General features: G+C 44.8%; 16 protein-coding genes. 10 read left to right on the top strand and 6 right to left on the bottom strand.

Annotated elements, in window-relative coordinates; all coding sequences use genetic code 11:
- On the bottom strand, positions 1 to 719 hold a 719-nt coding region (locus tag AC1DP6_RS24820; protein ID WP_477057251.1), incomplete at its 3' end, for a hypothetical protein.
- A 153-nt stretch (positions 720 to 872) separates the two neighbouring features.
- Between AC1DP6_RS24820 and AC1DP6_RS24815 the strand changes: the two genes are divergently transcribed.
- Positions 873 to 1,646, top strand: coding sequence for a hypothetical protein (locus AC1DP6_RS24815; RefSeq protein WP_477057250.1), 774 nt, complete (start codon positions 873 to 875; stop codon positions 1,644 to 1,646).
- Between the two features lie 72 nt (positions 1,647 to 1,718).
- Here the strand turns inward: AC1DP6_RS24815 and AC1DP6_RS24810 are convergent, their stop codons facing one another.
- The 4 genes from AC1DP6_RS24810 to AC1DP6_RS24795 form a co-directional block, all read right to left on the bottom strand.
- On the bottom strand, positions 1,719 to 2,819 hold the full coding sequence (locus AC1DP6_RS24810) for a M42 family metallopeptidase (protein WP_477057249.1): 1,101 nt from the start codon (positions 2,817 to 2,819) through the stop codon (positions 1,719 to 1,721).
- 47 nt (positions 2,820 to 2,866) lie between these two features.
- A complete protein-coding gene (locus AC1DP6_RS24805; protein ID WP_477057248.1) occupies positions 2,867 to 3,709 on the bottom strand; it encodes a UbiA family prenyltransferase in 843 nt (280 codons plus the stop codon).
- Between the two features lie 128 nt (positions 3,710 to 3,837).
- Entirely contained in the window at positions 3,838 to 5,376 is a 1,539-nt protein-coding gene (locus tag AC1DP6_RS24800) for an acyl-CoA carboxylase subunit beta (RefSeq protein ID WP_477025871.1), read from the bottom strand.
- A 90-nt stretch (positions 5,377 to 5,466) separates the two neighbouring features.
- Positions 5,467 to 5,910: a hypothetical protein gene (locus tag AC1DP6_RS24795; protein WP_477057247.1), complete on the bottom strand. Its 444-nt coding sequence runs from the start codon at positions 5,908 to 5,910 to the stop codon at positions 5,467 to 5,469.
- Positions 5,911 to 6,059: 149 nt separating this feature from the next.
- Here AC1DP6_RS24795 and AC1DP6_RS24790 point away from each other — a divergent pair, with 149 nt between their 5' ends.
- Positions 6,060 to 7,043, top strand: a complete 984-nt coding sequence (locus AC1DP6_RS24790) for a LuxE/PaaK family acyltransferase (protein WP_477057246.1) — start codon at positions 6,060 to 6,062, stop codon at positions 7,041 to 7,043.
- A gap of 132 nt (positions 7,044 to 7,175) precedes the next feature.
- Positions 7,176 to 8,039, top strand: coding sequence for a hypothetical protein (locus AC1DP6_RS24785; RefSeq protein WP_477057245.1), 864 nt, complete (start codon positions 7,176 to 7,178; stop codon positions 8,037 to 8,039).
- Between the two features lie 6 nt (positions 8,040 to 8,045).
- Here AC1DP6_RS24785 and AC1DP6_RS24780 read toward each other — a convergent pair whose 3' ends face one another.
- Positions 8,046 to 8,765 (bottom strand): hypothetical protein, encoded by a 720-nt coding sequence (locus AC1DP6_RS24780; RefSeq protein WP_477025867.1) that lies wholly within the window; start codon positions 8,763 to 8,765, stop codon positions 8,046 to 8,048.
- 197 nt (positions 8,766 to 8,962) lie between these two features.
- Between AC1DP6_RS24780 and AC1DP6_RS24775 the strand changes: the two genes are divergently transcribed.
- The 7 genes from AC1DP6_RS24775 to AC1DP6_RS24745 all read left to right on the top strand — a co-directional run bounded on the left by AC1DP6_RS24775 (position 8,963) and on the right by AC1DP6_RS24745 (position 13,436).
- Complete coding sequence (locus AC1DP6_RS24775; protein ID WP_477057244.1) at positions 8,963 to 9,577, top strand: sigma-70 family RNA polymerase sigma factor; 615 nt, start codon at positions 8,963 to 8,965, stop codon at positions 9,575 to 9,577.
- 2 nt (positions 9,578 to 9,579) lie between these two features.
- The gene (locus AC1DP6_RS24770) at positions 9,580 to 9,849 is read left to right on the top strand and encodes a hypothetical protein (protein WP_477057243.1); all 270 of its coding nucleotides are present in this window, start codon (positions 9,580 to 9,582) and stop codon (positions 9,847 to 9,849) included.
- Positions 9,850 to 9,937: 88 nt separating this feature from the next.
- Positions 9,938 to 10,264 carry a hypothetical protein gene (locus AC1DP6_RS24765; RefSeq protein WP_477025864.1) on the top strand — a complete coding sequence of 109 codons (327 nt, stop codon included), beginning with the start codon at positions 9,938 to 9,940 and terminating at the stop codon, positions 10,262 to 10,264.
- Positions 10,265 to 10,349: 85 nt separating this feature from the next.
- Positions 10,350 to 11,177, top strand: a complete 828-nt coding sequence (locus AC1DP6_RS24760) for an HvfB family MNIO-type RiPP peptide maturase (RefSeq protein WP_477057242.1) — start codon at positions 10,350 to 10,352, stop codon at positions 11,175 to 11,177.
- Complete coding sequence (locus tag AC1DP6_RS24755; RefSeq protein ID WP_477057241.1) at positions 11,161 to 11,910, top strand: HvfC/BufC N-terminal domain-containing protein; 750 nt, start codon at positions 11,161 to 11,163, stop codon at positions 11,908 to 11,910. Before AC1DP6_RS24760 ends, AC1DP6_RS24755 begins: the two co-directional genes overlap by 17 nt.
- A 3-nt stretch (positions 11,911 to 11,913) precedes the next feature.
- The gene (locus AC1DP6_RS24750; protein ID WP_477057240.1) at positions 11,914 to 12,345 is read left to right on the top strand and encodes an HvfX family Cu-binding RiPP maturation protein; all 432 of its coding nucleotides are present in this window, start codon (positions 11,914 to 11,916) and stop codon (positions 12,343 to 12,345) included.
- Between the two features lie 128 nt (positions 12,346 to 12,473).
- On the top strand, positions 12,474 to 13,436 hold the full coding sequence (locus AC1DP6_RS24745; protein WP_477057239.1) for a polyprenyl synthetase family protein: 963 nt from the start codon (positions 12,474 to 12,476) through the stop codon (positions 13,434 to 13,436).
- Positions 13,437 to 14,067: the final 631 nt, after the last annotated feature.

Raw genomic sequence — 14,067 nt, 5'->3', positions numbered from 1 at the left:
TATGCGTGTGTATAGATAAGTTTGGGAAGCAATTTCGTCCGCTTTGGGTAAGTACGTTTATGAGCATATTTGGGTGCTTGCGGGGCTGCCACCGCAATAATATCGGCGGCCATGTATTTTTTGTTGCCCGATGGGCCATCTTTGTACATCGCTCTTACCTGGAAGACTACTACCAGTGAGCCCTCCCCGGGCACCTCCAGCGAAACATTTGTTTCCTGGAAAGTGGTATTGGGGTCTATCATTAGTGTAACCGTTTCGCTACCCGCCACCTGACGTGATATAAAATCAATGCGCGTTGCGATCACTTTTACTTCCAGTGCAGCCATACCTTTATACCCGGCGATGGTTTGTGCGGGAATATTTAATATTCCGTTGCTCAGAAGCCGGGGAGCCACCGGAAAGAAACGATCTACGCCGGTATGTTGATTGAAGCGGAAGCCTGTGATGGCCTCGTGATGATCGCCGGCAGCAATGAGTACCCTGTTCAGGCGATTGATGTGGCCGCCGTCACAATGGATATCCAGGTGGCCGTATAAAGTATGCCGGATAAAAGCGCCTTTCCTGCTGGCGATGCCAAAGCGCCGGGATGCGCGGCGGGTAGCAGCCGTTTGCTGCACGTTTTCAGGCATGCTGCGCAGGAAGTAGTTGCCATTGCGCTTATACCCAATGAGAGGGCCGAGTTTTCCCGTAAAGGGAATGACAGACATTTGTTTTGCCATGGGAGATTATTTTGATTACTATAAATATAACATAATCCGGAGAACCTGTTTGCGGGCGCTGGCAGCAGTTCATTTTCAAATTTGTATATTTCATTGAAATACACTTAATTGCGGGACTCGAATTAAATAACCAGCACCCAGAAAACCATTTCTATGAAACATTTCCTCTCCGGCAGCATGCTGCCCGCAATGATGCTTATGGCGTCTGTTGCATTTACCAGTTGTAATAAAAATGATGACGACCCGGTAACCCCGCCACCTGTTCAAACAATGGATCAGTTATACGCACAAGCCGTATCTGACGCGATGGTAGCAGACAGTAGTGAAATGTCGAATGCCTTATGGCCTATTACAGCAGATAATGCGGACCTGCAATGGAAAACCATTAATGGCCAGTCGTATGTATTGCTGGCTACTTTTATGCGCTTCCCTTCCAGTTATCCTGAAGGCGATTCTATTACCAATGTATGGGGCGAATCCTGGCTGTTTATACCTAAACAGATGAAAAACAAGGTAGGTCCATCTCTTACAGCGACCTCGGATACCATTATGCGGGTATGCCAGTTGTTAGGATTGCCACCGGTAAATTCTAAAACAAATACCCATATAGCCACCATGTGGGTGAAGGCGGAGCGTTTATACCGTCCGGCAGGTAATCCTGCCATTAATACGAAAAGCGCTACTGCGGTGTTGCAGAGCACTGTGCCGCCTACGTATGCTACCTGGTTTAACAACTACATTATTTATGCTTACTATCGGCCGCTAACATCCGCCACAGATGCGCATTATCCATGGACCAGGATGGGGTATACCTATGACTGGGCACCAGGTATGAGCAGGGTAGGATTGAGTGAGTATGTGCTGCAGGCAGCATCCGGTGCCTGGGTTGAAAAAGTAACCAGGGCAGCAGATTTCTTTAAGAACTAATTTTACATCTGACTATAAAAAAAGCAGTGGAGAATTATCTCCACTGCTTTTTTATATTTTCATCATCCGGTACTACAGGTACTGGAAATTAGTCTTAGGTGTAATGTTCAGTAAGGTCTGATAGATCAGGTGAATTGTATTTTCAATATCATCTTTCTTCACCATTTCTACTGTGGTGTGCATATAGCGTAATGGTAAACTGATCAGGGCAGAAGGGGTGCCATCATTGCTGTAGGCAAAAGCATCCGTATCCGTACCGGTGCTGCGGCTTACGGCATGCAACTGGTGAGGGATATCGTTTTTCTTAGCTGTTTTAATGATGAGGTCACGCAGGATGTTGTGTACTGCCGGACCATAAGTGATGCTGGGACCACTACCGCATTTAATTTCTCCTTCAATATTTTTATTGATCATCGGAGTGGTGGTGTCGTGTGTAACATCTGTAATGATGGCTACATTGGGCTTAATGCGCTTGGCAATCATCTCTGCGCCACGTAATCCTACTTCTTCCTGTACTGCATTTACAATGTATAAACCGAAAGGCAGCTGCTGTTTCTTTTCTTTCAGCATTCTGGCTACTTCTGCAATCATAAAACCACCGATGCGGTTATCGATCGCACGACAGATATAATAATCGTAGTTCAGTTCCTGGAAGCCATCTGCAAACGTGCATACGCAACCTACGTGAATGCCCAGCTCTTCTACTTCTTTACGCGAACGGGCGCCACAATCCAGGAAAATATTTTCAACTTTAGGTTGTGGTTCTTTACCATCGCCGCTGCGGATGCGGGTATGAATAGCGGGCCAGCCAAATACAGCTTTAACGACACCTTTTTCGGTATGAATATTTACACGCATGGAAGGCGCTATTTGTTGATCGGAGCCACCATTGCGGATTACATAGATCAGGCCTTCCGGCGAAATATAGTTTACAAACCAGGAAATCTCATCGGCGTGGGCCTCGATAACTACCTTGAATTCCGCCTTGGGATTGATAACGCCTACTGCAGAACCGTATGGATCTACAAAGTGCTCATCAATATAAGGTGCCAGATATTTCAGCCAAAGCTTTTGTCCTTCTTTCTCAAAACCAGTAGGAGATGGGTTGTTCAGGTAAGTTTCCAGGAATGTCAATGATTCCTTGTTGAATATTGATTTCTGCTTTTTGGACATGTTTTGTGGAAATTTTGATCGGACAAAGGTAGGGAAAAAGCAGTTAGTTACAGGCTAACAGCTAACCAATACAGGGCTGCAGATAATGCCATACATCCATCCAGCACAAAGTAAAACAGGTAATCTGAATGGCTATGCTGTGCTTTGCGCGTCAGCAGCGCGGTAATAATGACCGGAATCATCAGGGAGATGACCGCCGTGAGTGTGGTGAATGGGCCCATCAATCCTGCGCTGACAGCTGCTATCAGCAAGGAAAAGTAGTAAAGACGGTTTAGGTTTTTGAGATCCAGCATTGTAATCAGGCTGCGGATGCCTTCTTTTTTATCTGATTCCAGGTCGCGGTAATCAAACAAAATACAGATCGCATAAATCAGGAAAAAACGATGCAGGGTAAGGAGTATCAGCGGTGTAGCAGCATATTTTCCAGCCACCAGTGCAGGCAGCAGGGTAGTTACGTAGGTCCATACAAAGGTGAGGAACAAGGTTTTGCCAATGGCAATTTTGCTGAGCCAGCGAAAGGCCGGGTGAGGCACTTTAGGCGCCGAATATAAAAAGGTAAGTATAGCGCTGCCACAAAGTACCAGCCAGTGTTCGCGCAATTGCCAGAAGAACCATCCGGAACCGATGATACCAATACCACAAAGGAGGAGCAGTCCGGTACGGTACCGGTCATTCCAGTGGATTCGTTCAGAAGTGGCAGAAAAGGAGCCAGGTGTCAGGTACCAGTGAAAGTTATAGCTGCAGATAGTAGAAAAGAAAACAAAGAGATAGAACGTGTTTTGATCATATTGAAGCCCCAGCAGTTGATTGGTTTGCCAGATCATCAGCAGTGCACACAACGAAATATAGATCGAAGTGAAAAGTATGAAATTGAAAGCGCTTCGGAACATGAGTTTAACTTTTAGCTGTTAGCTATTAGCTTTTAGCTTTTAGCTTTTAGCAAATGCAGCGAAGAGGATGTTATTTGGTCTTCGCTGCATTTGCTAAAAGCTAAAAGTTAATAGCTAACAGCTAACCGCTACAAAGGTATATTGCCGTGTTTTTTTCTCGGCATATTTACTACTTTATTTTCGAGCATCTTGAAAGCTTTGATCAGTTTGATACGTGTCTGATCCGGAGAAATGACTTCATCGATATATCCCTTTTCCGCTGCCAGATAAGGATTGGCGAATCTTTCCTGGTAGTCGGCTACCAGTTCATTCATGCGGGCTTCCGGGTCTGGTGCTGCATCAATTTCTTTTTTGAAGATGATTTCCACTGCGCCTTTTGCACCCATCACAGCTATTTCCGCCTGAGGGAAAGCGTAGTTCATATCAGCGCCAATATGTTTGGAGTTCATCACACAATATGCACCACCATAGGCTTTGCGGGTAGTAACGGTGAGCTTGGGAACGGTGGCTTCACTAAGTGCATACAGCAGTTTTGCGCCGTTGGTGATGATGCCATTCCATTCCTGGTCGGTGCCGGGCAGGAAGCCAGGTACATCTACGAGTACCAGCAAAGGAATATTAAATGCATCACAGAAGCGGGTGAAACGTGCGCCTTTCACAGAAGCGTGGATATCCAGTACGCCTGCGAGGTGAGCAGGTTGATTGGCTACTATTCCAATACTTCTGCCGGCAATGCGGGCAAAGCCCACGATCATATTTTCTGCAAAATTTTTATGTACTTCGAAGAAGCTGTCCTTATCGGTGATTTCGGCAATCGCTTCTTTCATGTCATACGGCTGGTTGGGGTGAGCCGGTATCAGCGTGTTCAGTGCTTCCCTGATTTCGTTGCCAGGCTCGTAAGCATATACGGGTGCGGTTTCTTCACAGTTCTGGGGCACATAGCTCAACAGCTGTTTGAGATATTGAATACATTCTATTTCGTTGCTGCAGGCGAAGTGGGTAACACCGCTTTTGGCAGCATGTGTTTGAGCACCACCCAGTTCTTCTGACGTTACTTCTTCGTGCGTAACGGTTTTTACTACGTTAGGTCCGGTTACAAACATGTAGGATGTTTGCTCTACCATCAGGATAAAATCGGTGATGGCAGGGGAATATACCGCGCCGCCTGCGCAGGGGCCCATGATCGCAGAGATCTGTGGAATAACGCCGGAAGCCCTGGTATTACGATAGAAGATATCGGCATAGCCACCCAGACTTACCACGCCTTCCTGTATGCGGGCACCGCCACTATCGTTCAGTCCAATGATGGGAGCGCCGTTTTGCATGGCAAGATCCATGACCTTACATATTTTGCGGGCATGTGGTTCTGATAAGCTACCGCCATATACGGTGAAGTCCTGAGAGAAAACGTAGGTCAGTCTGCCGTTGATAGTGCCGTAGCCTGTTACCACACCATCGCCGAGGAACTGCTCCTGATCGGCGGTAAGACCGCGGTTACGGTTAGTGACCAGCATATCCAGTTCTTCGAAAGACCCTTCATCCATCAGGAGCTGCAACCTTTCACGGGCGGTCAGCTTACCTTTTTTATGTTGGGAAGCAATACGTACATCACCACCGCCCAACATTGCCTCGGCCATTTTTGCCTGTAATTCTTCTATTTTATCCATGTGCTAAAAATGAATGGTAAAGCTAAAAATAAAAGGATTCCTTTAGTAAAAGGAATCCTTGGTATGTTGTAAATGTAAGGTATTTAGCTATTATCGTATTACCCGATATGCTATTTTAGGCGTAAAAATAGTATCACTAAAATGACCCGCATTATCTTTGATGAATACTTCAAAATGGATGCTGTCATTAGGGCTGGTTGGTTTGTTGCCAGCTCTGAGGTCTACAGATTCCATCTTTATTTGTATTTCTGCTTTTACGCTGTTCCCCTTGTTAGCACCAATAGTAGGCATCGGTTTGGTAAGAAATAGGGTATCCGGCGCCTGACTGTCAATAATAGGTGCAATCCACAGGGTGTCTTCAATATCCCCATCTCCATCTGCCACATTCATGAGTACGTACATGACATCAGTTCTTTCTGTGACACTGTCTGCTGTATATCCTTTGAATGTGAGAATAGGTTTGGAACCTATGTTATCCTTTTTACAGGCGTACAACAAACCAGCCAGCAGGAACAAAAACAGAATTTTCTTCATAAAACAAACCTACATTAATTTAGGAAATATACAAATATTCAGTCATCACTATACATCTTCTTAAAAACGTTTTTTTATGACAATTGTTACTTACTGCGGCTAGATTTATTCTTCTCCCTAACTTTGTATGATTTTAAAGCCAGATTTACATGACCGCGGTATCACCGGAATATATTTTTTCATTGCAGGAAAGTGGGTTGGAGCCCGCAGCCCTGGAGCTTTTCAGGTACCAGTACCGGGAAAATGACCTGTACCGGGCCTATACGGATGCCCTGCATATATCACCTGTTTCGGTGAAAAGTATCCTGGAAATTCCCTATCTGCCTATACAATTTTTTAAATCCCATACGGTCGTATGCGGCACTTTTGAGCCGGAACTGGTGTTTGAGAGCAGCGGTACTACCCAAACGGTGAACAGCCGTCACCTGGTAAAGGAATCAGCGATTTATACCCAAAGCTTCATGACCGCCTTCGAGCAGTTTTATGGACCGGTGAGTGATTATGTCGTTCTTGGATTACTGCCTTCCTACCTGGAGCGGCAGCATTCTTCCCTGGTGCGGATGGTGCAGGAGATGGTGGAGCGCAGCGGGCATAAGGAAAGTGGCTTTTATCTTTATGAGCATGATAAGTTGTTTCACCATTTACAGGCGTTGGAAGCCCGTGGGCAGAAGGTGTTACTGATAGGCGTTACTTTCGGGTTGCTCGACTTTGCCGAGCAGTATACCCTGCAACTGAAACACACCATTGTGATGGAAACCGGTGGCATGAAAGGGCGCCGGGAAGAATGGACCAGGCAGGAAGTGCATCATTTCCTGAAGGAAAGACTGGGTGCTTCCGCTATTCATGCGGAATATGGTATGACGGAGTTGTTATCGCAGGCTTATTCCAAAGGGGATGGCATGTTTGAAACCCCACCCTGGATGAAGGTATTGTTGCGGGATGAGAATGATCCTTTCCAGCTTACCGCCGGCAAAGGCGCCGGCGTGATGAATGTCATCGATCTGGCCAATATATACTCCTGTGCTTTCATTGCGACAGAAGACATCGGCAGAATGCATGCCGATGGCCGTTTTGAGGTATTAGGCCGGCTGGATAATTCTGCACTGAGAGGCTGTAGTTTGATGGTAAGCTGATAGCTGAAAGCAAAAGCTATTGTAGTGGATGGTCAGGTCAAAGACCCGCAACAATAGCTTTTTGCTTTTCACTTTATGGGTTTTAATATATTAAGATAATTTACTGTATATTGGGTAGGTAAAACTATCCCTATGAATAAGCGGGTATTCCTGCTCGGGTGGCTGATCCTATGCAGCACCGTTATACAAGCGCAGTTCCTGAAAAAGATGAAGGACAAAGTCCGGAGTCTTACTACCGCCAGGGCTGATTCTTCCCAGGAAGAAGGTCCATATGAGTTGAGCAACACGAAACCTGCCAGTGATAATCCGTCCCTGATCATTGGGGGAGATGAGCAGGTAACAATAGATTCCGTATTTGAATTTGACATTGCGGTGTACCAGGAAATGGAGGCCTGGCAAGGCAATCAACAAGTTATCAACGGGGGAGAGCAGATTGTAATTTATTACAGCAGCGCTGCGCCCCGGATGGCGATACATTTGTTGAGCAGAAGTACAGGGGCGCGTTACCAGTTTTACGCAGATTTTGCAAAAGGATCACAACTCAGTATCACGGCTATTCACAAAACAGGCAGCGGCACCAAAGAGAAGCTGGACCTGACGACCATGGAACCTATTTATCCGGGAGAAACCGGCTATTTAAACCAGCTGGTGAAAACGGGGGCTAAGAAAGTAATTGCGGGAGTAGCCTGTGAAGAATACCAGGCTAATAATGTGCAAACAGATTCCAGCCAGGTAAAAGTAACCAGTCATGCGCTGGTAGGAGCACGCGTATGGGTACCCTTACAGCCACATACGCTGTTTCCCGGTTATGCATTTATGCCGGATTATTATAAGGATCAGATTGAATCAATGTTGATAGCGGGTAGTTATCCGCCGGTAGCGATGCCGCTGGAAATGCTATTGGAATACAGCAACGGAGATAAGGTGATCACCTACACTACTGATATTGTAAGTGGTGAAAACCGGGCCGTTCGCATAATGGATGTGATAAAGTAATCGTGATCAGGCATCCATTGCCGCCATGTGCAGCAGGGCCGGCAGTTTACCGGGTTCATGCATAATGGCAGAGAGGGAAGACATATAAGGAAAGGAGTGATGGTCCATTCCAAATTTGTGCAGCAGGTATACGTCCAGTTGTTCCGGTGAAGTATGCCCCTGTATATAGTCGCCCAGGTAAAATAAGAAGCGTTGTCTTTCTTTTTCAGACAACAGTACCAGTGCTACTTTATCTTTCAGGCTGTTATGCGTGCCGGATTGGAATATTTTCAGGGCCTGTTTGTATTGTGCAATAGCCAGTTCGTCAAAAGAAGCAGGCAGCAGTTGTGTACAGAAATAATCTACTGCTATATCACTAAAAAAGCCGGCGCCGTCTTCCGCGTCGGGTTCGTTATGCCAGGTAGCCCATTCGAATAGCTGTTTGGGCGTAATAAAGCCAGTCAGCATAGCTTCCAGCTGATGTATTACACCTTCCCGGCTGGGGGTAGTATCAGTGGCATTGGAAATGGCGGTTACGATGTCCTGGTAATAATTTTCATTCATTTCACTGGCCGTCTTGAACAGCAGGCTGCTGACTTCAGTGTGGGAATCTTCCGCTTTGTCGTGCATTGGCGTAACGCCTCGTAGCTCTTCTATGACCTCCTGTCTTGTTTTAGTACCACGTAAATATGCCTTTAATAATGTAATAAAGTAAACGGACGTTACAGGCGACATTTCATTTTTCATGGGCCGAGTTTAATTCATATTTCATTGGGTACGGGCCAAAAATAGTACAAAATGCTGAATAGTGGCTACCCCCTCTGCTGCCATTTACCAATCGTTAACTGCCGGTCATCCGCCTTTAACATTTTTTTGGGGTGGGGAGAAATCTAAAAAAGCTAATTTTCCGTAAGCTTCTACAGCAATATATGCAAAACAAGTTTATGAGGGAAGAAGCTGCTGACTCAACTGTACAACAATCTATGATAACCTGTAATCCTACCGCATGGGTGAAGTTATACGCAGATGAATTATATAGATTTGCGGTAATTAAAGTATCGGACAACGGGCTGGCACAAGACCTGGTTCAGGAAACTTTCCTTAGTGCGCTGCAGGCGAAGGAGCAATTCCGGGGCGAGAGCAGCGAGAAAACCTGGCTGATGGCCATTCTTAAAAATAAAATAGCAGATCACTTCCGGAAATCCAATAAGGCCGCAATTACGATAAGTATAGATGAAGAGAAAACCGGTGATAGTGATCCCCATCATTTCTTTTTTAATGAAAAAGGACACTGGCGCAAAGAAACGGCCCCTAAAGCCTGGATATCGGAAATAGGCAGCAAACAGGAGCAGACAGATTTTTACAGTATACTACGCGCCTGCATGGGTAAATTGAACGATATCGGCAGAAAAGTGTTTAATCTGAAGTACCTCGAAGAAAAAGAATCGGCAGACATTTGTAAGGATTTATCTATTACTGCGTCTAATTACTGGGTAATTATTCACCGGGCAAAATTGCAGCTGAGAGCTTGCCTTGAAAAAAACTGGTTCAGTAATTGACAATGAGACAACATAAACATACATGGCCGCCTTGCTGTAAAGAAGCTACCATGCTGGTGGAAAAGCAATTACAACAGCAATCATTGACATTACTACAAAGAATAGGTTTAAAAATACATCTTTTATACTGCATTTATTGCCGGCGGTACGCGAAGCAAAGCCAGGCTATAGATAAGCACATCGAGGGATTTATAACGCAAACGGATATACTCCCCGATGAATCGTTGAAACTCAAATGGGAAAACATGATTGTAGAAGAAATGAAAAAATAATTTGAAGTACCTGTAAGGATTTTTTAATCACCACGTCTATACTATCAAACACATAAATTTTTTCACTCAGTTTTTAAATCTTCAAAACATGAAAAACAACAAAGTATTATTTTCAGGTTCTCTCGTTGCCAGTGCCATCTTAGGTCTGGCTGCTCTGCAGGTATCTGCAAAACCAGTTAGCTATACTAACCTGGGTTCCGGTGCTGCTGTAAGAAATGCTTTAACCGGCACTTCCGGCAATGCTGCCAATACTATTGAACTGGCTTGTGGCGCAAAGAAAGACAGCGCTTCTGCTGGTAAAGCAAAAGATGGTAAATGTGGTCAGGGTAAATGTGGTGAAGGCAAATGTGGTAATAAAAAAGGTGGCAAGAAAGGTGGTAAGCCAAAAAGCGATTCTACCAAATCCGGCCAGTAATTATTTGAATAGCTGAAAAGGCCGGTAGGGTACGTAAGCCGGCCTTTCACTATTTTTACCTTCACACCAATTAAATAGTACGATCATGGTAGGTGTTGGTTTTCGCAGAGAGTTTGCCGAAGAAATGATCAGCGGTGAACATATCAGGCCCGACTTTATTGAGTTTGCACCTGAAAACTGGATGAACATAGGTGGTTACTGGAAGAAGATATTACACCGAGTGGTGGAAAAATATCCGGTCTTATGTCACGGTCTTTCCCTGTCAATAGGCAGTCCGGAAGAACTGGATAAAGAATTTTTAAAGTACATCAAAGCCTTTCTCAACGAATATAAAGTACAGTTATATTCAGAACACCTGAGTTATTCCAAATGTGATAATGCGCATATGTATGACCTGTTACCCATTCCATTCAGAATGGATGCAGTGAAGCATATTGCCAGCCGTATACAGCAAGTACAGGAATACCTGCAACGTCCACTGGTGATGGAAATAGTATCCTATTATACACCTGTGGCTGCAGAAATGAGTGAAGTGGATTTTATTAAAGAAGTAGTAAAGCAGTCCGGCTGTCAGCTATTGCTGGACGTCAATAATATTTATGTGAATGCTTTCAATCATCAGTACGATGCCAAAGCATTTATTCAACAACTGCCGCTGGACAAAGTCGCTTACATTCATATGGCCGGCCATGAACAGGTAGCGCCGGATCTGATTATTGATACACATGGAGAACCTATTATAGATCCGGTGTATGATCTTTTTGAATGGACTTTACAGCACCTGCAGCCCGTACCGGTATTACTGGAAAGAGACTTTAATATACCGGAAATGGCAGAACTGCAGGGAGAATTATCAAGACTGAAAAGTATTTGTCACAAACAATGGAAATTGCAAAATGAACTTGTTGCCTGACACCTATCATATACAGCAGACTTTTTCTGCCTATTGCAGAACAGGAGAAAAAGTAACGCTGCCCGGCGTAGCGCCTGAACGGCTGAAACACTATCGCCGCATGGTATTCAATATGATCAATGATACCATGGAAAGCGCTTTCCCGATTGCGTTTAAGAATATCCCTGTGCGGAAGTGGAAAGGGATGGTAAAGGATTTCTTTTCCCATCATGCGTGCCAGTCTTACCAGGTATGGAAAATTCCACTGGAGTTTTACACCTACGCTGTAGAACATAACTGGGAAGAAGCCTACCAGCTGCCTTACCTGAATGACCTGCTGGCATTTGAATGGGCAGAAATGGAAGTATACAACATGGAAGATATGCCTGCGGCTCCCTTTGCGCTCACCGGCGATTGGCTGGAAACACCGTTGGTATTGAATCCGGAGCACCGGCTGTTATCGTTCCAGTATCCGGTACACCTGATGGCGAAGCCGAAAGAACTACTGGCAAATAAAGGTATTTACTTTGTGTTGCTGTACCGGCATCCGGAAACCGGGAATGTGGAATTCACGGATGTATCGCCCTGGCTGGCCTTTTTAACAGAGCAACTGGTGATGGGGATAACGGTGAGGGATATACTGGATTATGCACCGCAGCTGAATATAACGGATACAGATACACTGGAATATGATACGTTGAACTTTTTGAAACATATGCAGCAGCAACATTTTGTGCTGGGATTTCAAATATAACATATGCGCACCTACGCTGTTTTGGCCCGCCGTTTATCGGCATTAAAGGATATACCGCTATTGTTGATGCGGTTGGTACTGGCTTATGGCTTTTACCTGCCTGCGAAAATGAAATGGAGTGATATACATGGTATCGGCGATTGGTTTGGTACACTACATATTCCCCTGCCCTATGTCAGTGCGTACCTGGTGGGTATCACAGAAGTAGCGGGTGTTATACTCTTAACCCTTGGATGGTTTGTTCGTTATATTACCTTACCACTTATTTTTAGCATGATAGTAGCTATTGCTACGGTACACTGGAGTAACGGCTTTGCCGCCGGTGATAATGGCTTTGAAATTCCTCTTTATTATATCGTCATGTTGTTTACCCTTTTTGTATTTGGTGGGGGGAGGATAGGAATTGATTTTTTCCTGGAAAGGAAAATAAAGTGAGTGGCCGGCCATCCAAAAAAGAATAAATACCCTGTTTATAGCACTTTTGATGCAGATATAAGATAGCCGCTAAGGGATTTTCGCGCAGATGTAGTAATTTCGGCCCCGTTCATAGTTGATCAATTACAATGCAGTTAGCCAGGGAAACGATAGGAAGCGAATTACAGCGGTTTGAGGAAATATTCAATAATGCCATGCAAAGCGATGTACTGTTGCTGAACAGGATCATGACCGACATTGCTGCCCATAAAGGTAAGCAGATGCGGCCCATGTTCGTGTTACTCTGTGCCCGTTTATGCGGTGATATTAATGATGGCAGCTATCGGGCTGCCCTGCTGGTAGAGATGCTGCATACTGCCTCTCTGGTGCATGATGATATGGTAGATGATGCTATGAAGCGTCGCAGCGCCTTTTCTGTCAACGCACTCTGGAAAAATCGTGTATCCGTGATGGTGGGAGACCAGTTGTTTACCAAAGGTATACTCCTGGCGCTCGATAATAATGACCCCGGCCTGCTGAAAATCTATTCTGCCGCCATACAGCAAATGATTGAAGGGGAGTTATTGCAGATGACCAAAGCGAATAAACTGAGCTTTGAAGAATCGGACTATTATGACCTGATCAACGCTAAAACGGCCTCTTTCCTGGCTGCCGCCTGTGCTGCGGGCGCATCTTCCACCTCAGACGATCCGGCAACCGTGCAGTTACTCCACGATTTCGGACAAAAAGTAGGCATGGCCTTCCAATTAAAGGACGACCTCTTTGATTATGGCAAGGAAGATGTGGGCAAACCCACCGGTAATGATATTAAAGAGAAGAAAGTAACACTGCCCCTGATATATACCGTCCATCACGCCGACCCCGTGCTAAAGAAAAAGATACTCCATATTGTAAAGCACCAGCATACCGATAAAGACAAGGTAAATTTTGTGGTGGAGGCGGTCAATCATTCCGGAGGGTTGCAATATGCTACTGAAAAAATGATGGCTTACCGCGATGAAGCTTTCGGCCTTTTATATACTTTTCCTCCTTCTCCTATCCGTGCCGCCCTGGAAGAGTTAGTGCGGTATACCACCGACAGAGCCTATTAATTTGCCCCGTTTTTGCTTTGGTACTTATTATGTTTGAATGAATGGTTAGCGCGTGGTTCGTTTTGCCGCGCATAAAAAAAGGAAGCAACCAGCAACTGGCAGATACCTCTAATAGATTAAAACCCGTGTGAAGAATAAATCTATTGTAGTGAATGAGGAATTCGAAAAAAGAATGATGGAAATTAAAGCGGTGTAATCAGCAATGAAAAAAGCTTCCGGAATTAAATTTTAAAAATAATTAACAAAAAACTATGAAAAATCCTTTTAGCTAATTACATTTGGCTTGTAGCGTTAAATAAACAACCAGAATTTAAAGAGCGTTGATAGTACTGATAGACGGTGTGACCCTGTGTTTAATGTAGTTTCCCCGCTGTGTATTGGTATTAGCAATTATTGAAAACCAAAGGAGTACAGATCGATTTAAAAATTTCACGTTCATTAATCTTTTTCCATGACTCATCGTTCATTGCAACCTGTTAGGGAAGCGCGCTGCCCCTAAAAGCCTCCGGTACGTTATGTTTTAGCAGTTGTCAGATATGGTAAAGTTATGCTTATGCTGTTCGCAGCATATTGCGGGTTAGCCTATTGCCCATCTGCCACCATGGCGTTCTCCCAGACTTAACGATAAATG

It is taken from the genome of Chitinophaga sp. 01L420, assembly GCF_056399985.1.
This window is presented reverse-complemented; position numbering and strand designations above follow the sequence as displayed.

Bases quoted from the DNA above. Each gene is read 5' to 3' on its own strand.
- AC1DP6_RS24815 (WP_477057250.1), top strand. From the start codon at position 873: ATGAAACATTTCCTCTCCGGCAGCATGCTGCCCGCAATGATGCTTATG.
- AC1DP6_RS24810 (WP_477057249.1), bottom strand. From the start codon at position 2,819: ATGTCCAAAAAGCAGAAATCAATATTCAACAAGGAATCATTGACATTC.
- AC1DP6_RS24805 (WP_477057248.1), bottom strand. From the start codon at position 3,709: ATGTTCCGAAGCGCTTTCAATTTCATACTTTTCACTTCGATCTATATT.
- AC1DP6_RS24800 (WP_477025871.1), bottom strand. From the start codon at position 5,376: ATGGATAAAATAGAAGAATTACAGGCAAAAATGGCCGAGGCAATGTTG.
- AC1DP6_RS24795 (WP_477057247.1), bottom strand. From the start codon at position 5,910: ATGAAGAAAATTCTGTTTTTGTTCCTGCTGGCTGGTTTGTTGTACGCC.
- AC1DP6_RS24790 (WP_477057246.1), top strand. From the start codon at position 6,060: ATGACCGCGGTATCACCGGAATATATTTTTTCATTGCAGGAAAGTGGG.
- AC1DP6_RS24785 (WP_477057245.1), top strand. From the start codon at position 7,176: ATGAATAAGCGGGTATTCCTGCTCGGGTGGCTGATCCTATGCAGCACC.
- AC1DP6_RS24780 (WP_477025867.1), bottom strand. From the start codon at position 8,765: ATGAAAAATGAAATGTCGCCTGTAACGTCCGTTTACTTTATTACATTA.
- AC1DP6_RS24775 (WP_477057244.1), top strand. From the start codon at position 8,963: ATGAGGGAAGAAGCTGCTGACTCAACTGTACAACAATCTATGATAACC.
- AC1DP6_RS24770 (WP_477057243.1), top strand. From the start codon at position 9,580: ATGAGACAACATAAACATACATGGCCGCCTTGCTGTAAAGAAGCTACC.
- AC1DP6_RS24765 (WP_477025864.1), top strand. From the start codon at position 9,938: ATGAAAAACAACAAAGTATTATTTTCAGGTTCTCTCGTTGCCAGTGCC.
- AC1DP6_RS24760 (WP_477057242.1), top strand. From the start codon at position 10,350: ATGGTAGGTGTTGGTTTTCGCAGAGAGTTTGCCGAAGAAATGATCAGC.
- AC1DP6_RS24755 (WP_477057241.1), top strand. From the start codon at position 11,161: ATGAACTTGTTGCCTGACACCTATCATATACAGCAGACTTTTTCTGCC.
- AC1DP6_RS24750 (WP_477057240.1), top strand. From the start codon at position 11,914: ATGCGCACCTACGCTGTTTTGGCCCGCCGTTTATCGGCATTAAAGGAT.
- AC1DP6_RS24745 (WP_477057239.1), top strand. From the start codon at position 12,474: ATGCAGTTAGCCAGGGAAACGATAGGAAGCGAATTACAGCGGTTTGAG.